17 protein-coding genes and 1 pseudogene are annotated in these 24,927 nt (G+C 65.6%); 1 reads left to right on the top strand and 17 read right to left on the bottom strand.

Translation table 11 applies throughout. The features are described 5' to 3' along the window. Positions 1-238: 238 nt before the first annotated feature. Both E4O92_RS12430 and E4O92_RS12425 read right to left on the bottom strand, forming a co-directional pair. Positions 239-910, bottom strand: coding sequence for a hypothetical protein (locus tag E4O92_RS12430; protein ID WP_135190091.1), 672 nt, complete (start codon positions 908-910; stop codon positions 239-241). A gap of 1,537 nt (positions 911-2,447) precedes the next feature. Beyond that, on the bottom strand, positions 2,448-4,331 hold the full coding sequence (locus tag E4O92_RS12425) for an eCIS core domain-containing protein (RefSeq protein WP_135190090.1): 1,884 nt from the start codon (positions 4,329-4,331) through the stop codon (positions 2,448-2,450). A gap of 333 nt (positions 4,332-4,664) precedes the next feature. Here E4O92_RS12425 and E4O92_RS12420 point away from each other — a divergent pair, with 333 nt between their 5' ends. Beyond that, on the top strand, positions 4,665-6,941 hold the full coding sequence (locus tag E4O92_RS12420; RefSeq protein ID WP_135190089.1) for an eCIS core domain-containing protein: 2,277 nt from the start codon (positions 4,665-4,667) through the stop codon (positions 6,939-6,941). Between the two features lie 25 nt (positions 6,942-6,966). On the opposite strand, the gene E4O92_RS12415 is transcribed toward E4O92_RS12420, so the two are convergent. From E4O92_RS12415 to E4O92_RS12350, 15 genes and pseudogenes are all read right to left on the bottom strand, one after another. Then, entirely contained in the window at positions 6,967-8,349 is a 1,383-nt protein-coding gene (locus E4O92_RS12415; RefSeq protein ID WP_135190088.1) for a DUF6519 domain-containing protein, read from the bottom strand. Positions 8,350-8,363: 14 nt separating this feature from the next. Continuing rightward, entirely contained in the window at positions 8,364-10,592 is a 2,229-nt protein-coding gene (locus tag E4O92_RS12410; RefSeq protein WP_135190087.1) for a hypothetical protein, read from the bottom strand. Next, on the bottom strand, positions 10,589-13,993 hold the full coding sequence (locus E4O92_RS25025) for a putative baseplate assembly protein (RefSeq protein ID WP_206076862.1): 3,405 nt from the start codon (positions 13,991-13,993) through the stop codon (positions 10,589-10,591). The genes E4O92_RS12410 and E4O92_RS25025 overlap by 4 nt, the downstream gene beginning before the upstream one ends. Continuing rightward, entirely contained in the window at positions 13,990-16,551 is a 2,562-nt protein-coding gene (locus tag E4O92_RS12400; protein ID WP_135190086.1) for a putative baseplate assembly protein, read from the bottom strand. The genes E4O92_RS25025 and E4O92_RS12400 overlap by 4 nt, the downstream gene beginning before the upstream one ends. Further along, a complete protein-coding gene (locus E4O92_RS12395) occupies positions 16,541-16,909 on the bottom strand; it encodes a GPW/gp25 family protein (RefSeq protein ID WP_135190085.1) in 369 nt (122 codons plus the stop codon). Before E4O92_RS12395 ends, E4O92_RS12400 begins: the two co-directional genes overlap by 11 nt. Beyond that, entirely contained in the window at positions 16,909-17,232 is a 324-nt protein-coding gene (locus tag E4O92_RS12390) for a hypothetical protein (protein WP_135190084.1), read from the bottom strand. The genes E4O92_RS12395 and E4O92_RS12390 overlap by 1 nt, the downstream gene beginning before the upstream one ends. Beyond that, positions 17,232-17,729 carry a phage baseplate assembly protein V gene (locus E4O92_RS12385; RefSeq protein ID WP_135190083.1) on the bottom strand — a complete coding sequence of 166 codons (498 nt, stop codon included), beginning with the start codon at positions 17,727-17,729 and terminating at the stop codon, positions 17,232-17,234. The genes E4O92_RS12390 and E4O92_RS12385 overlap by 1 nt, the downstream gene beginning before the upstream one ends. Continuing rightward, positions 17,726-18,841: a hypothetical protein gene (locus E4O92_RS12380; protein WP_135190082.1), complete on the bottom strand. Its 1,116-nt coding sequence runs from the start codon at positions 18,839-18,841 to the stop codon at positions 17,726-17,728. The genes E4O92_RS12385 and E4O92_RS12380 overlap by 4 nt, the downstream gene beginning before the upstream one ends. Position 18,842: 1 nt before the next feature. Continuing rightward, positions 18,843-19,142, bottom strand: a complete 300-nt coding sequence (locus E4O92_RS12375; RefSeq protein WP_135190081.1) for a LysM peptidoglycan-binding domain-containing protein — start codon at positions 19,140-19,142, stop codon at positions 18,843-18,845. Positions 19,143-19,152: 10 nt separating this feature from the next. Beyond that, entirely contained in the window at positions 19,153-19,806 is a 654-nt protein-coding gene (locus E4O92_RS12370; protein ID WP_135190080.1) for a hypothetical protein, read from the bottom strand. Between the two features lie 38 nt (positions 19,807-19,844). Then, positions 19,845-20,765 (bottom strand): eCIS core domain-containing protein, encoded by a 921-nt coding sequence (locus tag E4O92_RS12365; protein ID WP_167759776.1) that lies wholly within the window; start codon positions 20,763-20,765, stop codon positions 19,845-19,847. A gap of 70 nt (positions 20,766-20,835) precedes the next feature. Continuing rightward, complete coding sequence (locus E4O92_RS24820) at positions 20,836-21,177, bottom strand: hypothetical protein (protein ID WP_167759775.1); 342 nt, start codon at positions 21,175-21,177, stop codon at positions 20,836-20,838. After that, positions 21,174-23,309, bottom strand: coding sequence for an ATP-binding protein (locus E4O92_RS12360; protein ID WP_135190078.1), 2,136 nt, complete (start codon positions 23,307-23,309; stop codon positions 21,174-21,176). The genes E4O92_RS24820 and E4O92_RS12360 overlap by 4 nt, the downstream gene beginning before the upstream one ends. Beyond that, complete coding sequence (locus tag E4O92_RS12355) at positions 23,306-24,625, bottom strand: Pvc16 family protein (RefSeq protein WP_135190077.1); 1,320 nt, start codon at positions 24,623-24,625, stop codon at positions 23,306-23,308. Before E4O92_RS12355 ends, E4O92_RS12360 begins: the two co-directional genes overlap by 4 nt. Beyond that, positions 24,622-24,927 (bottom strand): annotated as a pseudogene (locus tag E4O92_RS12350) (hypothetical protein); the annotation flags it as partial. The pseudogene E4O92_RS12350 and the gene E4O92_RS12355, both read right to left, overlap by 4 nt.

Here is a 24,927-nt window from a genome sequence, read left to right as displayed (position 1 = left end):
TATCGAGCCACGAGGAGATCGCACCTAAGCTCGCTGCGATGCTGGCGCGCTATGTCGAAAGGGACGCTACTCAGTCGACCTAAAGCGCGCCCGTCGACGAACGACTACGGCAAGTTCTAAAAGCAATGGCGGCGCGCGCAATCTGGCGAGCGCCGCCGGTTTCGCAACTCTCGGAGATGTAAACTGGGGTGGACCGCGCAGACGAGAATGTCGACCAAGGCCCCAAGCATACGACTTGTTATCTGCTGATGCCCACCCAAGCAGATATCCAAACTTTGCTTACTGACGGGTCAGGCGCTCGATCGGCACGGCTCAAAAAATCTTTCCCTATTAAAATGCCCGCGCTGAAGTCTTTGCTCTTACTGCTGTTCATGGTTATCCCAATGGCGGTCGAGAAGGCAGGCTTGGTTTCAGTCTTATTGGTACTGGGGTCTGCCACAGGTACCAATCCAAGACCGGCAGAAACCACAGGAATAACCTCGGTGCCAAAACCTTGGAACCAAGACGAGCGAAACCCTAGATAGGGTGCGATGGTTGGCGAGGCAGCGATCTTCTTGTCACTACCTAATCGGAACTTAAATGGTACGATAAGTCCGCCAAAGGCGATACCAGTCGTCCTGTAGCTGACCATTGAATAGATTTCGTTTTTTATTTTGTACTGAGATCCAGGTTGTGCTGGCGGAGCATTTCTCGGACAGGTATCTGTTGCTTTTGGATCCTTAACCGAGATGAACTCGATTACGGTATCTGCATTCGTTACTTTGTCGACCATGTAGACTGAATCCACGCCTGCGCATCGAGGCTCGCTTGAGCCAGGAGGCGGCAATGCCATATCAGCGGAAATCGGTATTAATCCATAAAGGTCGACTCCCAGGCGAAGATGGTCACCGACTACGATATCTTTGCTCAACGGGTAATCTCCTGCAACTGCATGGCCGGCTATAAAAGCAGTCAACATAAAAGCCACAGTTATTCTCAACATCATGGCACCCTTTCTGTTTGAGAGGCCGCACGACCTAGTTTAAAAATATTTACAATCAATCATATTGCAAATCACTTTATATAAGCTCCGGCTTGGCGGATTTCATCAGCGTGAGTTGAGTGCCGAGCATGCTCTTCCTATTAATTCATGCCATAATTAAATTACCCCTTAGGCAAAGGACAATTCTGAGTGGTGGGATCGGCGAGCAGGATTCGTTTGCCCTCGACGAGAGCGATGTAATCATTAAGAAAGTGGCGCCGTACATGCAGCTCTCCTTCATACGCGAACCGACACGGACATAGCAAAAAAATAATTTCGATACATGATGCCACAGCAGCTGAATTGCCGCAACGCTTAATATTTACAGCAACATTTTGAGCGGCGATTCCTGGGTTGCTGCGATGCACGAACGCTTCGCCCGCACAGCTACCTCTATTTGCAAGTCGATAGGTCAAAAGCAGCAATTGAATGGCCGAGAGCAACTTTGACTCATCGGTCTCGATGCATTTGGCACGCCCTGGGGTCACAGAATTAGTATGCGTCTGGCCGTTCGCCGCGAATCGCATCGCCACCGGTGGGTCTTGATTAGATTTCAGGGTTCAACATCAATCACTTCGAGAGGAGCGGGATCGGGCCCTCGGCCAGACAGTCGACGCACGATCAACCCGAGGTGGCGATTCGCGAGGGCTGCAGTTGCGACAGCGCGCGCGGAATAAGCTGTGGAGGAATTGGCTCGCGTCCGCGCGCAGGCAGCGCAGCAAACCCCATCAGCCAGGTGCAAGCGAAACGTTGCAGATGGAGACGGTAAACGCGCGGAGAAGCGGCGGCTGGTACGAGTCGTTAACAGCCGGAATGTGTGAGGAGTCATTAGACACGGGCTCACAGCCCGACCGGTGTAATGCGCCGACATCGCCGCCACGAAACGGTTTACCTAAACGTACCCCTGAAAAGAATGCTCATCCGACGGAAACCTAAACGTACCTCTAAAAAGTGAATACGGCGGAATTGCTATTTGAGGGAACGTTTAGGTTTATCTTGAATGCAGATTTAGGTAAGAGCGTTCTTGGGGCGGAAACCGGCCATTACACTATGGCACTTACAACACGCATTCGCATAATCTATATTATGTCAAGTAACGCCCTCGGCTTGGTTTTGTCATTGTCTGGCCATCGCCATCTACAAGGCCAGACAAAAGTGCCAACGTCCGGATGGTCTGTGAAGCAAAGTGTCAATGCTAGAGCTTGGTTGTCTTCAGGGCAGGTCAACTCGTCTACACCGCCGCTGCGGTATTGGCTCAAGTCTAGCCATCAAAACAAGGATTTCACGGAACTTCTCGTTATGCAAAACACCTACAATTTGCAGCTTTTTATTCCGAGTGATCGCGTCATTGGGACGTTTTTGCGCAGCGTATAGACAGAACTACTAGCATTCACACCTCATCCACAGAAGCCATATGCATACCACCTCAGAACTGCGTGCCGACCGTGACGCCCAGACGGAACCATCTGCTGCGTTCAGGATCTTCCGCTCCTAGCGCGGTGCCGGCGGCGCTTTCCAGGCGGAAGTCGAAGCGCATCCCGTCGAGCATCGGGGTGCGATAGCCGGCACTCAATCCCAACGCCCCGTACGGCGCACCGGAACTATGGGACGCTGCGCCAATTCCTGAGCTGAACCTACCGTAACCCGCTTCGCCAAAGGCCTCGGCGACGAATCCGTGCCCGGCCTCACCTGTACTCCTTTCCATCCCAAGCCTCGCGCCAAGGAGGAAGGCGTTCGTGATTGACTCTCCGCGGGCAGAGATTGCAGTGAACTGCGGCCCGACCACGACCTCCCAGCGGCGCAGACGATCGAGCGGGATACCGATACGCAAACCCGCCGCGAAGAACTCGCCAGGTGCCCCACCCAGGGAGGCATAGCCGACTCCGAGATTTATTCGGTAGTCTGGAATGACCGGCCGCGGCAACGCCTCCAAGGTCGCAGAACATCCAGGGAAGGCACCCTCCAGGAAAACTTTGACGGCGTTGAAATGCCGTTCGTGGAACATCGCGAAACGCGTTTGCTCCTCGGGGCCCATCGTCGAGTAGTCGCGCCGGACGCGCTCGGGTCGAAACCATTCAGGCTTACTCGCACGATAGTGCTCGTTCGTTTCCAGGTATTCGTCCCCGACGCCAAGAATCTGATGTCCGGCCTCGTGCATTAAGGTGCTGGGGTCGAACGAGCCGGCACAGATCGTTCCCGAGTCTGCGCGGCCACTTCGATTCACAACGTTAATGGTCGTGTCCGGACGTGCGTCATCTTCGCGTGCCTGGACGCGGATAGGTAACGGGCGTCCTGAACAACCAGTTGGGCAGGCGTTGCCTGAAAGGCGGACATTGAACCAGCCATTCAAGCCGCGGTTGACGTACTCAAGCATGTTCGCCTTAAGCCGATTGAATGCGGCGGCAGCAAGCGGCGGTACTGCGGTCGTCGGTGGAGGATCAGCGCAGATCGGTTCCTGGGCCGCTCTCGCCGCCTGGACAAATTTGTAACCGTACGGGAGGGTAACTGAACAGTCGGACGGGTCGAAGCTTACATGCATTTCACCGACAGTCTCATCCTTCGCCGGCGTCGCACCGCTTGCCGGAAACGTCTCGGTGCGGGCAATCGTGCCTTCAACTATGCCAGGCTCGCCGGGCGGCCTGCTCACTGTCGTCACCTGGTCCTGGAATTCCGTCGCCCCTCCGCCTGCGGTGTCGCGCTGCATGACCGTCGGCATAGCACTACTGCCATTACGGGACTGCTGTACAACATGCGCCAACTCATGTGCCAGCAGGCGTTGCCCTTCATGCGTCGCGGGAGCAAACCGTCCCGCACCAAACGCGATATGGTGTCCCGCCGTGTACGCATTGGCACCGACGTCGCGCGCCGACCGTTCCGCCGCCACGTCCGCATGCACCCGCACCCGCGAAAAGTCGTGGCTGAATCGCTTCTCCATGTCCTGTTGCAGCGGAGGGGCGAGGGGTACACCGGAACTAGCCAGGACGCGGTCAACGCTGACGGGTGCACGTTCCGCCTCCTTGCCCGATGGTCCGAAGACGCGTTGGATGCTTGGGCCTGCACGGCCAACGACATTTTTTCCTGGCGTCGACAGAACTTGAGCGGCGATCCGATCCGCTTCCACTTCGAGTGGGTCGCCGCTGGCCCCAATGGCGAGCCTGGATTGCACGCCAGGGCGCTTATTCGCACACGTCGCGCAGGTCGCGCCCGCAACCGTATGCGCGCCGCATGAACATTTACGTCTAAGTTGGACTGGAATGGCTGGTGAAAATTTTGGCGCAGCGAGTTGCCGGGCGAGCGTAGATTTATTCATGCCAATCCCTCAGTGAAAGGACGCGCACAAAGGAAGGCTCGTAGAGAACCAGCTTGAGCCGTGGAACATGGATTTCAATATACACCAACAGTTGACAGTTGCTGCTGTTGCGCCAGCCCAGCGTGTCAATGCACGTACGTTCGGCTTTCTCACAAATTTAATCGACTTTTTCGTGGTACATTGAAATTCAAAGGTTTAATTGACCCTTGGGAGCACACCTCCTTAAAAATCAAGGGCTTGCGAAGTAAAGGGCGAAAAGACGCCTGCGGACCACAGGTCCGAAATGCCCGATTGACGGCGCATGTCGTTACATCTGCTTGAGCGAGGGATCGTATGAGCGAGATAGTCCGAGGACCATGCACGCAGGAAAAACAGCCGTCCCGCACGCCTGCATCGAACCGGGTGCTGCACCGAAGGTGTTCTTGCGGCAAGCAAACGGCCGACGGTCGCGAGTGTGCTGAATGCAGTGCGAGGAAAGGAAGCTTGCAGCGCGCGGCGCGCTCGCCTCGTGGCAATGAGGCTGAAAACCCAGGCGCCGCTCTCCTCGTGGATCAGGTTCTGAGCTCGCCCGGCCAAGCCCTCGACGCCTCCACACGTGCATTCATGGAACGTCGTTTCGGCTACGACTTCAGTCAGGTCCGGGTACATACAGGACCCGCGGCGGCGCAATCCGCGCAAGCAATCGATGCGGCAGCGTACACGACCGGGCGCGATCTGGTGTTCAACACCGGGGAATATTCCCCACAAACCAGCGCCGGCCGGCACCTGCTCGCACATGAACTCGCCCATGTGGTCCAGCAGTCGACTGGCGCGGTTTCTGGCCGGGCGGCCGTCGGTGGCATGCGCGTCAGCGACCCAAACGACGCTCACGAAAGGCAGGCCGATGCGGTCGCGTCCAGCTTGTCCAGTGATCCAATTTCAGGCAATCCGGGGCCAGCGCCGACCGTATATCTAGCGCCACTCGACGCCGGCGCTAGCCGTGCCATACAACGGCAGCGCCGCGGCGACGCACCCGCGCGCCCCGCCGTTTCGCGCGGTGCTGCCATCGTCGAAGATGGCCAGCGTGTTGCGGCTGGCCAGATGCATCGATCGGAGTTCCTGACGGCGTTGCGCGACTCCTTGCTTGCGGCTACCAACGACGAACTCAGGCGTTTCGGCCGCACCGCGACGGACTGCCCATACATCCTCCGCACGATTGAACGCTACGCTCACCGTCCCCTGTCTTCGTTGATGCGCCTGATCCGCGCGTTTGCGCATCCGGCTCCAGGCGCCGATGCGCCGGGCCTGATCCGTGCCGTGACCGAGCGCGCTCGGGTGGTGGCGCGACGAATTGCCGAGCGACAGGGACCGCGCGCGCAGGCGGCAACCGAGCGCCAGGATGCGGTGCTGCCAGCGCACGACCCGGCGCTCGTTCGCACGCAACTTGGCAACGGACGCGCGCTGGAGCCGGCGACGCGCGACCGAATGGAAAGTTCGTTCAGGAGAGACTTCGCCTCCGTGCGCATACACGATGATCCCACCGCCGCACGTTTTAGCACAGTCCTGGGGGCGCGCGCATTCACTATTGGCCAGGACATTGCTTTTGCGGCGAACCAGTACCGTCCCGGAACCGCTGCCGGCGACCTGCTGATCGCCCATGAACTGGCGCACACGGTACAGCAAGCCGCCGGCCTTGCGCAGCCAACATCCGGCCCGGGCGGCGTGGAACTGGAACGGCAGGCCGAGCGCGCCGGGGCTGCGGCGGTCGCGGGACATGGGGCCGGCCCGGCGTCCCGCGGACTCGGCGAAACCCCGCTGCAGATCCAGCGCTGGCCCGCAGTCGTGGCAGGCGCGATCGTCGTCGCGGAAGCAACGCCGGAGATAGTTGTCGTCGCCGAAGTGGGCGCCGAGGTGGTCATCACGGACGGTGCACTGGTGGCGGCTGGCGAAGTGGCAGCGCCGGCAGTCCTTGAGGCTGCCGCTCCCGCAGTGGTGGAAACGGTGGCGCCGGCTGCGCTAGAAACGGTAGCGCCTGCCGCGCTGGAAACCGTGGCCCCTGCAGCCGCCTCGACAAGCTCGTCCGTGCTCACGGCTGCGACCGCAACCATTGGCACCGGGGTGGCAGCGACAACCCTGTCGAGTGACAGTCCAACCCAGGAGGATGAGCAGCGGCGTTGCCGCAGCACGCCCTGCCCCCAGCCCTTGCCGATTCATTGGCCGGCCGAATTGCCATATCCTCCAGAGTTCGTGCTCGTTCGTACGCCATCCGATGTCCGCGAGGCCGAAGGGCTGGGCGATCGCGGACGCGTGCAGTCGCGGTTTGCCGCGGAGATCGCCGATGCGCGCAGCAGGCACATTCCGCCCCCGTCACCCTGCGATCCAATGGTCGAGCACGACGAATCGAGGTGGAACGCGCCATACGACGCCCACCATATTCATCCCCTGTACCTCGGCGGGCTCGACGTAAGGACGAATATCTGCGCACTCGAGGCCCATATGCATCAGTCGGGGCACCCTCGCCTCGACAATCAACCGAATCATCTCGACGAGTACATGCAGTGCGGTATTTGTTCCGCATCTTTGAAGCTGCATCCCGCCTTCCAAGAATATTACATTGTGGGAACCAAGTAGCGACAGACGGCCGGAAACGCCGCACTCACGCCGTAATGTCCTTGATCCTGCGCCGGAAGTCCTTCGACACAGTAAGTTGTTTGCCACTAGCATCGACGCTAGCCAGCGCCAATGGCGCGTAGTAATGGACGTCTCCGCGCGGCTGCACCCAGCTCGGGTGGCGCGGGTCGCCTTCCTCCGGCCATTCGATGTTGCCAGTCCCGGTGCGCGCTGGGATCAGCCAGTAATCGCCGCTGCTGTAGGTCCGGCCAGCCTCGAACCTGACCTGAATGCCGTCCTCGAGCTTTATCCAGATGCCATCCGGAGTCGTCGAATCCGCCTGGACCAACAACGCACCGTCATTGGCCGGATTCGTCGTTCCTGTCTTGAGCCGCTGATCCCAGCGCCTTAGCAAAGGATGCCTGCCGGGGTCCGTGCCGACGCCGGGTCCGGGCTCCCCGTCCAGGATCACGGTCATGTTGTCGCTGTCGGTTTCCAGCACACGCAGCAGGGGCTGGGCGCCGTTGCGCAAGACGTAGGCATCATCCACCAATTCCACCCAGTCGTCCTTTGCAAGCCCCGTCTTCCGGTCGCGCCCAAGATCCTTTAAAGTCACGGTCGTGGTCACCCTGTCGCCGCCGTTCACTTGGACGCCGGCGACAGGAAACACCACCGAACCATTATCGCGTGACCATTTGAAGCTTGCGGCAATTGTCTTGTCGCCTGAGCCGTTCCACGCCTTTCCGCCGTGGTGGATCTCAACCCGGTAGAGCTGGTTTTCCAGTCCGCGGTAGCGGTTATCCGCAGGCACGACGCAGGCATTCGTCATATCCGTGTTTACCGCGACGCCCGCCATCAATCGACCCTCGGACAACCTGAAGCGCCCGTGCCGCTTGAGGAAATCGAGGAATTCGGCATAGTCTTTGAAACTAAGTGGCGGGGTGGCGTCCACCGGCAGCAGCTTGACCAGCCATTCGACCCGTGCGCGTGTCGCCGTATCGGGACCGCCCAGCGCGGTTTCGCGGATGCGGGGCACCTCATGGCTGGTGAGGTGGCGTTCCCAAACGTCCAGGTAGGCCAGGTAAGTGCCAGGTCTGATCACCGGTAGATCCGGATCGACCCCGACGCCCGTTTGCGCAGCGTAACCCACGTCCCCGCCGTCGTTTTCACACATGATGCCGCCGACGTAGTAACGGCCGGAGCCAATCAGGAAATCGTTAGCTCTGTCCTTGCGCGGCTGTACCAAGAATCCATCGCCGGCTCCGCCATGCGGACCGATCAGGTCTGACGTGAGCGAGCGCAGCAGATGAAGCACGATGTCGGCCTGTTCGTTCCAGTCGGCGTCCAGCTGCACACGTCCTTGCTGCATCAGGACCCGGCTGAAGTGCATGGCGGAATCGAAGGTATTGCGGGTGAAATCGCCTTTCATGCAAGTCTCCTCATCTAGCTGGCGAAAATGATCCCGACGTCCAGGCTGGCCGGGGTGTATTCGTCAAGACGGCCGCGCAAGTTCGCCTCCCGCTGCGGCTGGAACAGATCGTGGAATACGCCCATTTCCGACTCGTCGTCGGCGCCTTGGCCGATCTCGGCGGCGCAGTCATCGGCCAGCTGGCAATAAGCCGGGGCGCCGTAGCGCAGGCTGTTGAACCGGGGACGTACCCGCCCCGCCTCGCGTTGTTTCTCGGCGTCGCGCTCCACGGCCGGCACCTGCAGCATCGCTTCATCGACCGCGGCCCAGCGCAAGTCGGGCTCGCAGTGATAGCGGCGCGGCGTGCGCGAGCCGGGGCTGACATAGCAATACCGCACGCAGCCAAGCTGGCGACGCGCCAGCTGCAGCGTGCCCATGAAAATGCTGTTTTCCGCCAGTGCGACAGCGTGCGCCCCGATCGTGCCCAGCACCGTACAGCGCCGCATTGTCAGCTCAGCAAACGCCAGAGCGCCCTGCGCACCTTCGATCGCCGCCAGTTCCACCCCGGTGGCGTCGACGATGCTGTCGCTCAGCGCAATGGACACCGGGTCGCTTTCCACTTCACTGGCGCTGACGCGGATCTTGCCAAGGATGCTGTGCTCGATCCTGACCGCGGCCCGGCAGTTGAAAAGCTCGAGGCTGGGCTCGTCCTCGTGGCATGGCGCGCAATCGCAGCCCAGCCGCCAGCCCGGCACCAGCGTACAGTGGCGGATCGTGATGTCGCACAGCTGGTCGGCGACGTCGCCGGCATCGCCGTCCGCGCCGGGCCCATAGACCTTGATGCCGCCACCGCTGACCAGCAAGCCGTCCAGCACCAGGCGGCTGCCGGCCCGGCCGCGCACGCTGAATGGATCGCCCTGCTCGTCGCCATGCAGGCGCAGCAGCGGGCGCGTCCAGCCGCCGCTATCGCCCGGAGGGCGCTGTGAGCGTTGCCCAGCGCGGATCTGCAGGCTCTCCCCCGCGCCCAGTTCCAGCGCCAATTGTTCGCTATAGATGCCGCTGTCGCCGATCTCGATGACGGCCGCCTTGGCCGCCGGGTCCTGGTCCTGGGCGGCACGCCAGGCCAGCAAGGCCGCAGTGATGCTGCCGAGCGCTTCGCCATGCCCGACCCGGAACAGCAGCGCCCCCTGCGGCTGGGATAGCGGGCGCCGATATTCACCGCCGCCGATGTCGGCGCTGAACGCATAGCGGTAGCTGACCCAGACACGTTTGGGTACGCCGCGCCGCTCGAACAGGATACGGCCGAGTTCAGGGTCGACCGCGACCTGGCCGCGCTCCAGCTGCCGGTTCCATTTCGACAGGTCGGCGGCCACCACCTGTTCGGCGGGAATGGCGACGATCCCGTCCTTGTTGTGCCATTCGACCGTGACCAGGATGCTGCGCAGCGCGCCATAATAGTCAGCCGACGCCTGCGCCCGCGTCGTGCCTGGCTGCCGGTACTCGAGCGCACGACGCCGGATCGGCACCGGCAGGTTGATTTCTTCGGCGATGCCGGTCGGCGAAGCTTCCGGCTGCGCCCTGTTGTAGAGCGGTGTGTCGTTCCCCAGCACGCTGAACGTAAAGCAGTTCCTGCCGTCGTCGTGCTGGCGGCTCGCCGGCGCCAGGGTCACCGGGTAGGTCTTCAGGCGCCAGGCGAACAGCCCGACCTCGGGGATGTTGTACCGTCCACGTGAGCGCGTGCTGGCGATGCGGCGCACGTCGACGCCATGGGCGAAAGGGTCAAACGGGCCGCCCAGCAGGTCGAGCGCGCTGCCGTCGCGCAAATCGGCGCTGCGGCCGCGGTTGGGTCGCCGATGGTCCAGATGCTGGGTCCAGCCGAGCAGCCGATAAAACTCGACGGCGCGCGCCGGCCAGCCTGCGCCGTCGTTCGCCAGTTGCTCGAGCAAGGCGAGCGTGCCCTTGCGCCGGCGCGCGGCCAGCGTATTGGCGATTTCGCGGCGCGGGAACACGGCCTTTTCCAGGCCGCGCGTGCGCGCTTCGCCGACCGGCCGATATCCGACCAGGTCACCGATATAAGGAGCGACCCAGTCGTCACAGGTCTCGATGAACCAGTTATCGTAAAGCCGCGCGATGTCCTGCTCAACCACGCCAACCTGTTCGGCGATCACCACCAGCAGCGACTTGAGCGGATAGCCTTGCGCCGCGTCGCGCATGCGGTGCACCAGCGGCAGCAACTCGTAGAGCCGGTCCAGTTCGCGGTTCATGCGCTGGCCTCCTTCAGGATCAGGGTGTCGGGCACTTCCGGCGACAGGTAAGCGATCTGTGCCGGCAGCAAGCTGGCGCCGCGCAGTTCGCCGCACGAAACGGCAATCCGGTCCTGGCGCTTGAGCTGCAGCGCCCGTGCCTCGTCGAAGCCGTTCAGCAGCGCCTGTTCCGAAATGACGTCGAACACTTCGAGGTCGAGCCACGCCACCCCCGGCACCGCCTGCAGCACGGCGATCGCGGCCGACGCATACAGGTCGCGTCCCAGTTCGCGGTTGTCGAATCCGAACGCGGCCAGCATCGCCTGGCGCAGCAGCGGCTCGGTTGCCTCCCACAGGTAGTCCGGTGCCAGGCCCACGCGCGCCGACACCACCAGCGCGAGCCGTTCGCGCACCTGCAGCCGGGTCGGCAGGACCGGGTCGCCGTACAGGTGCAGCGCCGCGCGCAGGTTGCGCAACACGTCTGAGTCGGCCGCGATCGGGATGTCGTCCACGCCGGCGATGGTCAGGTGCACCACCTGACGCCGGCCGTCCGACCGTTCGCGCGCCACGGCCTTGCCGACGCCGCCGAACGTGCGCGCGAAGTCGGCATGGTCCTGCACCGACACCAGCCGGTCGAGCGCAGTGACCGCCAGCGGCACGTTCTTGCGCGCCTGGTCACGGGTCTCGCGGTCGGCGCCGCCCGACGCCGGCAGCGGATTGACCACGCCCTTCACGCCCAGCGGCCGCGTCGCCAGCAGGCTCACCTGCCCCGCCTTGACGTTGCCGGGGCGGCCGATCCCGTAGCGGTATTCGGCCCGCACATTCTCGATCCCGCCCGGCAGGCGGGCGCCGGACTGGCCGTTGCCGAACACCACACTGGTGCTTCCGTCGTCATCGGTACGGGTGACGAAGCTGCGCTCGCGCGGCCCCAGCCCTGCCAGGCTGGCGGCCTCGTGCCATTCGAGCTGGTTGACCCGCACCGTCAGGGTCGATGCCACGCCGGCGGGCGTCGGGGCGGAAACATAGGTCAGCGGATGCTGTTTCAGTGTGAACGACTGGAATGCCTGTGTGGCGTCGCCGCTGCCCAGCACCTCCTGGCGCGTTTCGCCGTGCGTCGCGCGCACCACGTTGGCGCGGATTTTCACCGTGTCGCGCTTGTACTTGTAGGCTAGTCCGGTGGCCAGTGTGAGATGGGTATGCACTCTGTCGCCCGCCAGCGCCACCGTGCTGGCGTCCTTGGCCTGTTGCGGGCCCGCCGCTGCCCGCGCCGCCCGCCGCGCCGACAGCGGCTGTGCCAGCGCGATGTCGCCGATGCGCGGCAGCGCGGCGCGCGTCACCGCCGGCGGCGCTTGCACCTGCAGCACATCCTGCGTCACCGCGTCCAACATCACCAGCTCGCTCGCCACCACGCCGCTGACCGGCTTACCGAGCCCGTCCTTGATGTCGGTGCGCTCGCCGGACACGATCAGCCAGCGCCCCGCCTCCAGAGCGTCGTACAGGCCGGCCAGCTCGATGCGGCTGCCGCATATGTCGTCGCCGATCGGCATCTCCGCCAGTTCCAGCTTCTCGCTGGCGGCGTAGACCACGGTCCTGCGGATGGCGTTGAAGTCGTCGTAATTGTCCGAGTATTCCTTCGGATCCGACGGGGACGGTGGCTTCGTGAACCACGTACCGGCTGCAAGGGTGTCCGGTACGCGCAACTCGATCCGGGTGGTCTTGCCAGTCATGCCATATTCGGCACGGCTGAGCGTGGGATTGGGATTCCCGGCAAGGAAAAACTTTGTCGAGGCCGGGTCGGTCAGCCGGGTGCGGGGCGTGCTCACCACCAGCCAGCTGTTCGGCAGGATCTGTTCGTAAGCGGCATCGAGGTGCACCGCATGTTCTTCTTCGCGCACGTCGATCGCGGCCGATTGCGCAGTCACCGCGCGCGCCACCGGCCAATCGCCCAGCACGGTGACCTCGCCTTGTGTGACTTTCATTCGCTTGGGCGCATTGTGGCCGAACAGCTGTGCACGAACGCGCAGCACGAACACCTCGGCCGCCTCCGGCTTGGCGGCCGGGGTATTGCGCCAGGCCTGGTACAGGTCGCCGGCCAATGCCGGCCGCAGGTTCGCCAGCAGGCGCATACCGAGATCCGACTTGAGCGCATACAGCGTCCCCGGCTCGCGCACCAGGCGCTGGCTGTTTGCCGGCTGCGGCAGCTGCGCCCGCGACAGCGCCGGCACCAGTTCCGCGGCCTGGCCCTGGCTCAAGATTCGAATACCGTCCGACAAGCCGAACTCCTGGGCAAAACGGTCCAGCAATTCGCGTTCGCCGAGCAGGCCCATGCCCAGGTAGCGCGCCATCTCCATGTAATAGGCCGTCAGCCACGCCCGCACTTCCCTGTCGCCTGGCTTCAGGGCAGCCGTGGCCGCATCCTTGAACAACTGGTACTTCTCGTTGACATCGGACATCTGCCGCGCCGCCGCCTTCGTCGAGCGCGTAACGTCGGGCGCGGGTGGGATGCGCAGGTAAGCATCGATCGCGTCGCGCAGCGCGATCAGGCTATCGGACACCGCCTTGAGCAGTGGATCCGTGGTCGGCAGGCAGCGCGCTTCCAGGTTGCTGTAACGGTCGCTGGCATCGCTCCAGGCCAGCAGTATCGGCCTGGCCTCGGCCGGCAATTGCAGCATGACCTCAGTCTCGCCGGCCGCATTGTCCGGCGTGACCGCGGCGACCCGGCGCATGACCTGCTGGCCGGCGCCACGGCCGAACGTAAACAGCAATACGTCGTTTTTCGCCAGCCCGATAGCCGTGCCCTTGAAGCGGATTCGTTCGACGAAGCTGGCATTGTCCGGCAGCAGGCGCAGGGGCCGACGGGTGCGCGGGGCAAGCTCGTTCCACTCAACGCGCGCGGTCAAAGGCTCGGCGGTTTCAAACGCCTGCATCTGCTCGCCGGGCGCCGGCACGCTGTTGACGCGCGCCCCTTTCGGGATCTCGACCGGCGCGGCATCCTTTTCGAGCGCATACGCCAGATACACACTGGCCGCGACGCCGGGGCGCGGTACATAGCCGACCAGGCGCGCCAATTCGAGCACGGAGCGGCGCTCGGTCGCGCAGCGCAGGTAGCCTTCGTTGGCGATGCGCTCCTGGTAAAAGGCCAGCACGTCGGCGGCGACCGCCCAGGTGTCGAGCAGTGCGATCGAAAAGTCGTCCGGCTCGCGCGTGGTCAGTCCGGCGAGGCCGAGCGGTCCTTCGTGGCCGAGGCGGCGCCGCACGTCATCGAAGAACGTGCCATTCGACAGGCGTGCGCGCATGCTGTCGAAGAAGGTCGCGTAGGTCCCGACCCTGTAACTTAGCTTGTCCAGGCTGGGCCGGTTGCCCTCCTCCTGCGGCGTGAGCACGCGCGGGCCAGCGCAGCAGTCGCACGGTAAGCCGCTCATCGTCCACCTCCCAGCAGCAAAGTCAGGGTCCCGTTCTCGGGAAAATCGGGATCGTTATCGAGTTGTGCGATTTCCATCGGCCCCAGCGCCAGCACGCCGGTGTTGATCGGCGCACCGGGGTCGGCCGCCACGGCCGGATCGCCTCCCTGGTCGGCCCGCTCGAAACGCAGCACCGTCACGTTCTGAACGCCTTCGACCGCCGCCACCGCGGCGACGATCGGCGACAGGTACAGTCCCTCGCCGAAACTGAGATTATCGGGATGGAACAGCCCGGTGCTGCCGTCCGCCAGGCGGCGGTTGCCGAGCACCTGCAACAGCCGGCCCCTGACTTCGCCCCGTGTGTAATGGGGCAGCACGCACACCTGCAGGGATAACGCGACCGGCACATAGCGCGCCGGGGCGATCGCCAGGTCGTGGCCGATGCGACGGTAGGGCTGCAGCATCGCGTCCACCTGCGCCAGCAGCGCCGGCTCGGCCGCCTCGGCGCCGAGCGGATCGATCGCCACGCGCGCCTCGTACCAGCTACCGGTCCAGCTCAGGTCGGCGGCGGCGCGCTGCAGCCGCTCGTCCTGCTGCGCCAGCTCGGCGTAATCGGCGGCGGTGACCGCGCGCAGGCGCTGCCTGCGGAAGGCGGCCGGGGCGAATTGCCTGACCTCGTCCAGCGGCTCGGGTTCGACGCCGCCCCGCGCCGGCAAGGGATTGCGCACCACCAACCCGGCGACGTCCAGCACGCCGGCGCGCAGCACCAGGTAAGCAATCGCATCGTGCCCGACATTGCCGGCAGCGCCACCACCGGTCCGGTAGCGGGTGTCGAACCCCGTCCCTGCATCCGGGCGCCGCCCCAGGTCGCCGTCGCCGAAGCGCAGGTGCGCGCGGCGCGTGTCATCCATCTCGACCACCACATGCCGATCCTCGGGGCCGCTCGCCAGCAGGTCGTAACGCGGCTCCCAGTCTGTCCCGGGCGCGCCGCCGCGTTCGGCCAGCACCAGGTCCGGCAGGGCCTGGCGCGGATCCTGGGCCAGCATCGCAGCGGCGGTGCCGGCGGCCTGGAACGGCTCGCGCCAGACCAGCCCGTGCGCGGCCAGCGTGGGCCGGAACACGGCCGGCACGGTACTCGTTTCGAGTACGCTGCCGTCGCAGGCACATTCGCCCAGCTCGCTTTGCGCGGGCACCGGCCCCAGCGGATCGGCCGCGGCGCGCCGCCCGTGATCGACCAGCACCACATTGCCGTGCGCGATCGTGATGTCGTCGATGCGCACGCAATCGTATTGCGGCGACAGGCGCGCCGACAGGCAAAGAGCAAACGGCAGCGCGTCGGCCGCGGCCCACTCGATCTCGAGCACCGGCTGCCCCAGCAGTTCGTCCAGCGCCGGCGTCACCGCCGTCAGCAGCACTGCATGGCGATGGGCCGGGTCCGCGTCGGCTACTGCGCCGGTGGTGGGCCCGCGCACCTCTTCGAAGATCAGCACATCGCCCGGCTTAAGGTCCAGCACGCGGGCGGGACCGTCCCCGCCCCCCTCCCCCAGCGGCGCGCCGTCGCGCAAGGTGGCGCGGGTGGCGCCCGCCGGCAGGCAGCATTCGCTGTCGCCCCAGGTATGCAAGCCGATGCGGCTGTGCGCGGCCCGTACGCGCAGCTGTGCCTGCGGATCGGATGCCAGCGGTTCGAACACCTCATATGCGCTGGCGGGATAGCGCGCCAGCGTGTCGTGGGAGAGCACCGCCCCGGCCTGCGCCCCCAGTTGCGCGAAGCCGGTGATGAAGTAGAGGCCGGCCAGCGGCAGCGGGCCGACGTCGCTGGCCGACTCCAGCGTCACCCACGCGCGCGCGTTGCAGCCCTCGTGCATGCGGTAGTCGATCAGCCGCACGTGGCGCCGCACCGAAATGCGCTGGCGCGCCGTGTCGAGGTAGGCTTCGGTCGCCACCGCGTCCTGGTAATAGCTCAGGTAGTCGGCCGTATAGGCGAGCAGTTCGACCAGGGTCACGCCGAGGTCCGGCACATGCTGTTCGCGCCAGGCGGGCATGGTGAGCGCCAGGCGGTCCAGCATCAGCCGGCGCAGGCTCGCATAATCCTTGGCGAGGTAATCGATCTCGGGCGCCGGGAGGACGGGTGGCGCGCACGAAGAGTCGGACCGGCAGTCGATGTCGGCCGCGCAGTCGAGCCGGAAGCGGAACTGCACGCAGGCATAGCGCGGATCGAGACCATGGAACGGGCGCTCGCGCGCGGCCTGGCCCAAAGCGGTCGCGACTTCGACGAAACACAGGCGGTAGGTGGAGCTGTCGCCGATCTTGTCGAGCGTGATGCGCAGGCAGTCGTCGTGGTCGGGGTCGCCGGAGCGGTCGATCGCCAGTGCCAGCACGCGGATGTCGCGGATGCGCCGGCCGCCCTCGATCCGGACATTGGCGACGGTCAGGTCCTCGGGAATCGCGCCGAAGAAGTGCACGCACAGCGAACGCTGCGCGTCGGAGACCTCGACGAAATCGACCCCGTTCCAGCGCGGGTTGTTGAACAGGCGAGCGAGCCGCACCAGGCGAGCGCACGCCAGCGCATCATTGGCCATTGCCGACCTCCCTCGTGAAACTCGCGCGCACCAACTCGCCACTGCTGCGCAGCGCGTAGGCGACGTCGACGCCCAGGGTGCCATCGTTCGCCCGCACATCGAGCTGGCGCACTTCGACCAGGTCGCCCAGCCAGCGTTGCAGCCCGGCCTGGATCGCAAACTGCAGGGCCCCGGCCAGCTCCGGGCTGTTCGGCTCGAACACCCTGGCCAGCAGGCCGCTGCCGAAGTCGGGACGGTTGACCCGCTCGCCGGCGCTGGTGAACAGGAACTGTTCGATCATGTCGCGGATATGGTCGCCATTGTCGGTGCCGGCGGTGCGTCCGCGCCGATCAAAGTGGAACGGGAAGTCGACGTCCATTACACCCCCTTGACCCGCATTTGCGTGACCAGCACGCTGAGCGGCGTTGCCGTCGGCGCGCAAATCGCCTGACTGTCCTGCAGCAGGACCGGCGCCCCGCCCGCCCGCACCCGCATCGCCGCGCTGATCCATTGCGCGGTCACGCACGGCCCGTTGCCGGCCAGCGGCGGCGGCATCATGCAACCCGCCACCAGATACGGAGCCGCCTGCGTGACGACCGCCTGCCCGCCAACCCGCACGCGTGGGTTGGGCGAGCTCGGCTGAGCCTGGCCGGCATGCGCGCACTGAACCGTCGCCCCCATGTGCAGCAGGAATCCGGGCATCAGGTCACCTCCAACGCGTTGCCGTTGATCGAGACCTGCGGCCCGCTCAGCTTGACGCTGGCGCCCATCCCGTTGCTGATCTCGATGCCGCTGGCGGTGATCGCGATCTTCATCCCGGCCGACGTTTCCAGCGTCAGCCCGCCCGCGCCGGGCAAGTCGTTCAGGGTCACTGTCACGCCGTCGGTCTTGAGCACCTTCATCTCCTGCACCGCCGGGCTCGCCGGCGGCTCCCCTTGCGCCCAGAAGCAGCCGGTCCAGATCGGATAGTCCGGATCGCCATGCTCGAACTCGATCCAGACCCAGGCGCCGGTAGGCGGCACCAGGAACAGGCCGACCCCTTTACCCGCATACGGAAGGGCCGGCAGCGCCCAGCCGCTTTCCTTGTCGCCGTACACGTCCTGCACCCGGGCGCGCACGCGGCCCAGCAGCAGGGGGTCGCGATTGTCGCTGACCACGCCGCGGTACTTGCCGTGCAGCCGGCCGTTCGCGCCGCTCATGGTTGCACCATTGGCAGCAGGGCGCCGCGGCCCTCGCGCGTGAGCGAGAACGACTGCTTGTACTCGCCGCGCCGGATTCGGTGCGTCACTTCGCGCACGTAATAGTTGCCGTCGTAGCTGAAGCCGGCGCCGCGCACGCCGACCAGGCGCCGGGCACGCAAGGCCTGGCCGTAGCGCACCGAGTCGACCTCGCCGCTGACGGTCACCGCGTCGGCCGACTCGGATGCGCTGGCGAGCGCGCGCAAGCCCGCCTGCATCGGATTCAGGTTGGCAGAGTCGCGCGGCAAGGTGGTGCGCAGCGCGGGCGCCGGGCGCAGCGCGAGCGGCGGATGCGGGCTGGCCGGCAGCGGTAGCCCGATCGCCTGCCTGGTGAACGGTTCGACCACCGTGACCTGCGGCCGCGCCGGCCCCATCGCATCGAAACTGAAGTTAAGCGGCTGGTCGACGTTGGTGTCGGCGCCCATGTTCATGGTCAGCGCGGGCTGCGGCAGGCCGAGCCGGTTGTCCAGGCCCCAGTAGGCGGTGTTCACGCCCGGTACCGCGGTCGGTTCGATGTAGAACACGAAGCCGTTACGCCGCGCCAGCTCCTTGATGTAGTCCAGATCGGTGCCCTGCTGCGACGGGATCCGGTCCACCTGGATCGGCACGTCGGTAGTCGGCGTTACCTGCGGCACCAGGCCCAGCGTCGCGTAGTCGGCGAGCAGGCGGGTGACGATCACCGAATCGGGCTGGTTGGGAAAGGTCGCGTTCTTCTCCTCCAGCCCGAGCTTGAGGCTGATGTCCTTGCCAAACACCTCCAGCGTCGATTCGCCCGGCCGGTTGCTGGTTCCGACCTGGTGGTTGGTGATGATCCCGTCGATCAGTACTTGCGGCATCACGCCGATCACCACCATCACGATCACCCGGCTGGGCGGGTCGAGCAGGCCGCTCGCCAGCAAGCCGTAATCGAGCAGCGCATCCCGGCCCAGACTGAAGCTGAGCTTGAACCCGTCGAAGTCGCTGTCCCGATTGGTCACTTCGAGCCCGCGCAAGGCGTCCACGACCGGATACGGCGCGGGCAGCGGCAGCGTCGGGCCGACCAGCAACTGCAGGCGCACACCGAGGCCGGCCATCTCAGATCGCTCCCTGCCGCGGAAAGACGATGCGCAGGCGCCGTCCGATCTCGTCGGTCAGCTCTTGCGGCTGCATCGCGTTGTTGGCATCGCACACGCGCCAGAACTGCTCCGGGTCGCCAAGGTAGCGCGCGGTGACGTTGTCCAGCCGGTCGCCCTCAACGACCGCGTGTTCGGCCAGCGGCGGGCCGGGGTCCGGCGGCGGCACAAAGCGGCGCCGGAGGTAGGCCACCGGGCGGCCGTCCGGCCCCTCGATCGTCGCAGTCTCGATACCGTAATAGCGGCTGGTGACGGGAAACATGGCTGCCTCACTAGAGCTTGAACGACGCGCCCACGTTCAGGGCGCTGTTGACGACGTTGCTGGTGGCCAGCACCTCCTTGGCGATCTGGTGCGCCAGGAACAGGCTGTGGCCGGGATTGCTCACCTTCAGGTCCACGTAGCTCAGTACCTGCAAGGTCAGGTCGACCTTGGCGCGGATCGGGTTGAGCAGCGTGTCGTAGGCTTCCTCGGTGATGGAAAAGCCCGTCACGCGCACCGGCAGCACGCGCGTCGGGCCCCAGACGAACAGGGTCAGCGGCGCCTCCGGCGGGATGATCTCGATGTTGCCGACCTGCGCCAGCGCGAGGTTGGCGATCACGCCCAGGCTCTTCGGATACAGCAGCATCTCAAGTGCCGCGAGCATCGGCGACACGCCGGTGAGCTGCGCCTGCGGATTGCCCTGTTCGAGCTGGTCGGCGGCGTCGACCTCGACGTTGAGGGTGATCGTTTCCTTCGGCGGCCCGGCCAGCCTCAAGGCTTCGGCGCGGTCGCTGTTGTCGCCCCCGCCGCTGGTACGCGCTTCCAGCCGGCGCGTCATCGTGTCGGGGTTGTACTGGAACACCACCACGCTGGCCAGCGGGTTCAGCGGATCAAGGCCAATGATGGCGCCCTTGATCAGGCGCGGGGAGCCGGGGAAGCTGCTCATCGATAGAATTCCTTGCTGTGACCGTGTTAGACCTGTGCCTAGGAAACCGTCAAGTCGACGACCAACGCGTTTGACGGGTCGGAGTTAGCCGTCGAGATCTCCAACCCACAGTCCACATCCCCGGCGAGATCGCTCCAGGTGCGTGTCTGGCGACCGGAATTGGTGGTGTATTCCAATTCATCGCCATTGAAGTGAAATCCGCTGGTGATCGGCTTTATCCAGTACGGCAACACGGTGCCCGGGTGGCGCGACATCACGCCGCTGGCGGTGATCGAAAAGCTTCCGCTGGCGGGAATATGGAATACATTATTAAAGCGCCTCAAGCCCACGGGGACCGTGAAGCTACGCGTCACCGGCAAGGACGCGGCAGACATCGGCGTGGCGCCCGCCGCGGACGTACCCGGCGCCTCCATGGTCTGGGGCGCCTCGACGAGATCCTGCTTTTGCACGAGCGCGCGCCCGCCCGTCGTTTGCCCAATCGCGCCGGCATGTTGTCCGGCGCCGACCCGTGCGGCCACGCGGTTCGCCTCGCCCTCGTCGGCCGCAACAGGCCGGGTAATGGCCGGGATTGCGGTCGGCGCAGGGGCGAAGCCTTGCTGCACGGTGTGGGCAAGCTCGTGCGCAAGCAACTGCCTGCCTTTGACCGTATCGGGCGCAAAGCGACCCAGTGCGAAGGCGATGTGCCGCCCCACGGTGTAGGCCGCCGCATGCATTCCCGACGCCGACTCGGCGGCCCGGGCATCGGTGTGTACGCGCACCTGGCTCAGGTCGCGCCCGAAATGCCCTTCCATCGAGCTACGCAGGCCCGCGTCGAGCGGGCGCCCGCCCGACCGCAGCACTTCGGCCACACCGGCCGCCGGTTGCCCGGGCATGCCGCCTGCGCGATGCAGCATGCCACCGGTCGTGGGTGTCGGTCGCTCCGCGCCGGAATGTCCGTCCAGGTTCGCCATGCTTTTCATGTTTTCCTCCCTTTGCCGCCTTGCCGGACCACGAACTCCGGCGGCGATTCGCTTTGCGCAGTGCCTGCGTCTATTCCCGGGACACCGATTCCTGCCCTTGCGCCGGGGCCGCTCCGGCCGGCTCGGCCCGAACGCCAGGGTAGGCCTCCCACACCCGTGCCGCGATGCTCCCGAAGACCGATTGCGCGATCTGCCGGCCGAGCCGGGCCGGATCGCAGCCCGGCGCCAGTTCGATGGCCTGGCCGGCCAGTTGCTGCAGCCGCGCGCGTACGGCCAGCCCCGATACCAGTTTGCCATCGCCCAGCAGGCTCGACAGCTCCGCCTCGACCGCCGCCTGCAACTGGCGACGCTCCCAAGGTGGCAAGTCGACGCCATCGAGCACCAGCCGCTCCATGTGCAGTTCGATGTTCATGCACCCCCTGTGCCGGCCGGCGCCGCCTCGGGCCAGCGGAAATCGGCCTCGCTAACCGGCTTTTCCAGCTTGCGGAACTCTGTGCGCGCCGCCTCCAGCAGCAGCGGCATCGTCACCCGCGTACCCCGGTCGGCAGCCAGGAAAGCAGCGTTAAGCGCCACATTGTGGATGCTGCCGCCGGTCAGGTTGAGACGCGCCAGGCGATGATAGTCAAGCCCCGTGGTCGGCACGGTGGCCGGGAAGATGTTGCGCCAGATCGCGACCCGTTCGGTCGGGCCGGGAAACGGGAAGTTGACGATGAAGCGCAGGCGGCGCAGGAAGGCGGCGTCGAGCGAAGCCTTCATATTGGTCGCGAGGATGGCCAGGCCGCGGAAGCCCTCGATGCGTTGCAACAGGTAGTTGACTTCGATGTTGGCGTAGCGGTCGTGGCTGTCCTTCACCTCGCTGCGCTTGCCGAACAGTGCGTCGGCCTCGTCGAAGAACAGGATCGCGCCACCATCCTCGGCCGCGTCGAACAGGCGGCGCAGGTTCTTTTCGGTCTCGCCGATGTATTTGCTGACCACGGCTGACAGGTCGATCCGAAAAATCAGCAGGCCAAGCTCGCCGGCAATGACTTCAGCCGCCATCGTCTTGCCCGTGCCGCTTTCGCCGGCGAACAGAACGCTGATACCCAGCCCCCGGTTCATGCGCGCCCGGAAGCCCCAGCCGTCATAGACGTGGCCGCGCGCCTTGACCTGGCCGATAATCTGGCGCAGCAGTTCTTTTTCGGCCAGCGGCAACGCCAGGTCCGCCCAGCCGGCTTTTGCCGGCACCAGTTGCGCCAGCCGCTCGAGCGCCGGGCGCGCGCGCCGCAAGCTGTGGTTCCACAACGCTTGCCCGAGCTCGGCGCCCTCCGTGCGCGCTTCGGCGTCGGCCGCGGCTGCAATCTGGCGGATCGACGGGAGGTTGAAATTGAAGTGCGCGGACAGGCGTTCGCACTGACCGGCATCGGGCGACACGAGCGCTTCCGTCCACGCCGCCTTCTGCTCGGACGGCTCCGGCCGGGCAGCATCGAAAGCGAGCCAGTTGCGTCCCGCATCGTTCCATGCCTCGCGCACGTCGAGGAATAACAATCCCGTGTCGCGCTCGACCAGGCGCCGCAGCGCCGAGATGTGCGCGGCGGCTTCATTGTGGTCGATGCCGGCCGCCTCCACGTACAAGGCGATCGGCAGCAGTGCAGCTTCGCGGCGCCACAGGCGGACAAAAGTTTCCAGGTCGCCTGTCTGGGCTGGTATTTCCAGCGCAGGCAGGCGATACAGGATCATGCCGAGCCTCTCCGCCGCGGCGTGGGCGATCAGCAGCTTGCACTCGCTGTCGCTGCCCACCAACTGGAACACCGGCAGCGCGCCGCTGCCACGGCCGGCCTGGCGCGCGATCAGGTCAGCTACTTGCTGCTGCGAACCAGACAGTCCACCCGGTTGCTGCACGGCCGGTGCCAGCAAGGGCGTCAAGCGGTCATCCAGGTGGTTCAGGCCCTTCAGGTAATTGACGATGCGTTCGTCAGCCTTCAGGGCGCTGGAGACCAGTGCCTGCGCGCCCGCCTGGCTGATTTCGATGAGCCGCCAGTAGCGCAGCGGGCGTTCCGGCGACATCACGTCCCAGGCCGGATCGTTGAACAGCCCGAGCGCCAATGCGAAGGTCGGGTACGGGCGTCCCGAATCCTCCTGGGCTCTGGCGTACAGGGCGGGCAGGCGCGGATCGAGTTCAACCGCCGCGCACAGCAATAAGGTCAGGCGTTCGAATTCGGACAAGCCCATGCGCCGCGCCAGCAGCACCAGCGCAGGCGGCGGATCCGCCGATTCGGCCGCCACCATGGCGGCCGGTTTGGCGATGGGCGGCTGCGGCGTCGTTGCCGACGCGGGTGCGGGCAGCACCGGCACCGGTATGGCGGCCGCTTCGGCTTGCCGGAATCGCCCCAGGAACGGGCGCGAGCGCGGGCTGTCGGCCGGCACCAGGCTGGTCGCCGGACCGGCTTGCGCCGGCGTCGCCGCGCTATGCTGGACAAGCTGCCCGAGGCGCGCGCGCAACCATTCCAGCGCGACGGCGAGGTACTCGTCGTTGGCGGCCAGCCACTGGTCGATGTCGGTCGTCATACCGTCACCTGCTGTTCCGGGTCGAACCCCGGCAACGGCGGGTCGCCCGGCGTGATCACAGGAATACTGTCAATGCCATCCACGCGCAGGCGGACCAGGTAGACACCCTTGGGCACCGCCGGCACCGCGAAGGTGATCACGGTCGGGGACTGCTTGAAGGCCGGCGACGCCGGATCGGGCTGGGTAATCGCGAGTTCGCGCACTTCGCGCTCGCCGAACAGCACCCGGACATCCTGGTTGGCGCGCAAGCGCGGCGCGCAGCGGACCGTGAGGGTGTCGCCCGCCGCGACGCTGGCCGCGGTCGTATTGTTCGGTGTGAGCGTGATCGCGGGCGCCAGCGCGAACGCCACGGCCGCCTGGCTTTGCAATGCCGGCCTGTCCGGCGGCCGGGCAATCGCCGACACCGCGTACGAACCTGGCGCCCACTTTTCGAATGCATCTGGGTCCTGCGCCAGGTCCGGCAGCACGACCGTGACGGCGCCATCCGCGTCGGCCTGCAAGGGCCCTAGTTCGACCAGCGGGGGCGGCTTGGGCATCGGGACCGCGTTCGACAGCGGAGGAATCAGGCTGCTGAACCGCACGAAGGTGTCGCCACCCAGGAGGTTGTCGCCGTCGAGAAACACCGCTTCGCCAAGGCGCGCGGCGCCCTGGCGAAGCGGCGGCCGCACTGCGCGCAGAACCGGCGCACCACGCGTGACAGCGTCGACACCCTGATCCTGCTGGCCACGGCGCAGCACTGGCAGTGGCGCGCGGCCGGCCCGCTTGCTGTCGATCAGAACCACGGCACATTCGTAGGCCGCCGATATGCGGTACGGCGCCTGGAACGCCGTCCACATTTTCGACAGGTCCTCCACGGTCAGCGCCAGTGGCGTGATCCGGATCCGTTCGAACTGGTCGGCCAGGTCGCTGTCGAGCAGCGCATCCCGGATGTCCTGTCGCCCCAGCAGCGGATTGTCGTGCAGGACGCTCATGGCGCCGCCGATCAGGAGCTGGCTCGCGGCCGAGTCGTCATTGTCATTGTCGCCGCGCCCGTAAGCGGTGACCAGGTAGTGCAGGTTCAAGGCCAATGGCGGGAAAGCCGTTTCGCCGGGCAGGGCCTGGCGCGGCATGTCGTTGTTTCGCCAGGCCGCATTGACCATGTGCTGGTACAGGAAGATGTTGATCTGGGCCGGCCTGGTCTCGCCCTTGCGCGCCAGGTCGAGCGGCTGGCTCGACACGAGCAGGTCGCTCAGGTTGCCGAGCAGGTCCTGCACCGGCTTGGTCAGCAGGTGACGCATGGTGGCCGTGACGGCGGCAATGGCGCGCGCGTCACTCATCGCTTGCCTCGCGAGCCTTGCTGGGCGAGGAACTGCTCCAGGCTCAAAGTGGCTGGCCGAGGACGCGTCACCTGCGCCGCCGGCAGCGCGCGCACCTCGACCCGGCCGATCGTCACATGCACGGTGGGCGCCGCCGGTGCCGGTGCCGGTGCCGGTGCAGGGTGCGGTTCGGGCCGGGCAATGCGGACGGTGACCGTGTTTGGCACAACCGCGGCGGGATCGCCGTGCGGCGCGATCGCGCGCGGCGGTGGGTGCTCCGCCCTCCCCTCGCGCACCTCCGCCACGCGCCGCCAGGCCGGGGC

The organism is Massilia horti (genome assembly GCF_004614195.1).
In the GTDB taxonomy this organism is placed as follows: Bacteria; Pseudomonadota; Gammaproteobacteria; order Burkholderiales; family Burkholderiaceae_D; genus Telluria; species Telluria horti.
This window is presented reverse-complemented; position numbering and strand designations above follow the sequence as displayed.

Bases quoted from the DNA above. Each gene is read 5' to 3' on its own strand.
- E4O92_RS12355 (WP_135190077.1), bottom strand. From the start codon at position 24,625: ATGAGTGACGCGCGCGCCATTGCCGCCGTCACGGCCACCATGCGTCAC.
- E4O92_RS12365 (WP_167759776.1), bottom strand. From the start codon at position 20,765: ATGAAAAGCATGGCGAACCTGGACGGACATTCCGGCGCGGAGCGACCG.
- E4O92_RS12420 (WP_135190089.1), top strand. From the start codon at position 4,665: ATGAGCGAGATAGTCCGAGGACCATGCACGCAGGAAAAACAGCCGTCC.
- E4O92_RS12380 (WP_135190082.1), bottom strand. From the start codon at position 18,841: ATGGCCGGCCTCGGTGTGCGCCTGCAGTTGCTGGTCGGCCCGACGCTG.
- E4O92_RS25025 (WP_206076862.1), bottom strand. From the start codon at position 13,993: ATGAGCGGCTTACCGTGCGACTGCTGCGCTGGCCCGCGCGTGCTCACG.
- E4O92_RS12370 (WP_135190080.1), bottom strand. From the start codon at position 19,806: ATGAGCAGCTTCCCCGGCTCCCCGCGCCTGATCAAGGGCGCCATCATT.
- E4O92_RS12375 (WP_135190081.1), bottom strand. From the start codon at position 19,142: ATGTTTCCCGTCACCAGCCGCTATTACGGTATCGAGACTGCGACGATC.
- E4O92_RS24820 (WP_167759775.1), bottom strand. From the start codon at position 21,177: ATGAACATCGAACTGCACATGGAGCGGCTGGTGCTCGATGGCGTCGAC.
- E4O92_RS12425 (WP_135190090.1), bottom strand. From the start codon at position 4,331: ATGAATAAATCTACGCTCGCCCGGCAACTCGCTGCGCCAAAATTTTCA.
- E4O92_RS12360 (WP_135190078.1), bottom strand. From the start codon at position 23,309: ATGACGACCGACATCGACCAGTGGCTGGCCGCCAACGACGAGTACCTC.
- E4O92_RS12400 (WP_135190086.1), bottom strand. From the start codon at position 16,551: ATGGCCAATGATGCGCTGGCGTGCGCTCGCCTGGTGCGGCTCGCTCGC.
- E4O92_RS12410 (WP_135190087.1), bottom strand. From the start codon at position 10,592: ATGAACCGCGAACTGGACCGGCTCTACGAGTTGCTGCCGCTGGTGCAC.
- E4O92_RS12390 (WP_135190084.1), bottom strand. From the start codon at position 17,232: ATGCCCGGATTCCTGCTGCACATGGGGGCGACGGTTCAGTGCGCGCAT.
- E4O92_RS12415 (WP_135190088.1), bottom strand. From the start codon at position 8,349: ATGAAAGGCGATTTCACCCGCAATACCTTCGATTCCGCCATGCACTTC.
- E4O92_RS12395 (WP_135190085.1), bottom strand. From the start codon at position 16,909: ATGGACGTCGACTTCCCGTTCCACTTTGATCGGCGCGGACGCACCGCC.
- E4O92_RS12385 (WP_135190083.1), bottom strand. From the start codon at position 17,729: ATGAGCGGCGCGAACGGCCGGCTGCACGGCAAGTACCGCGGCGTGGTC.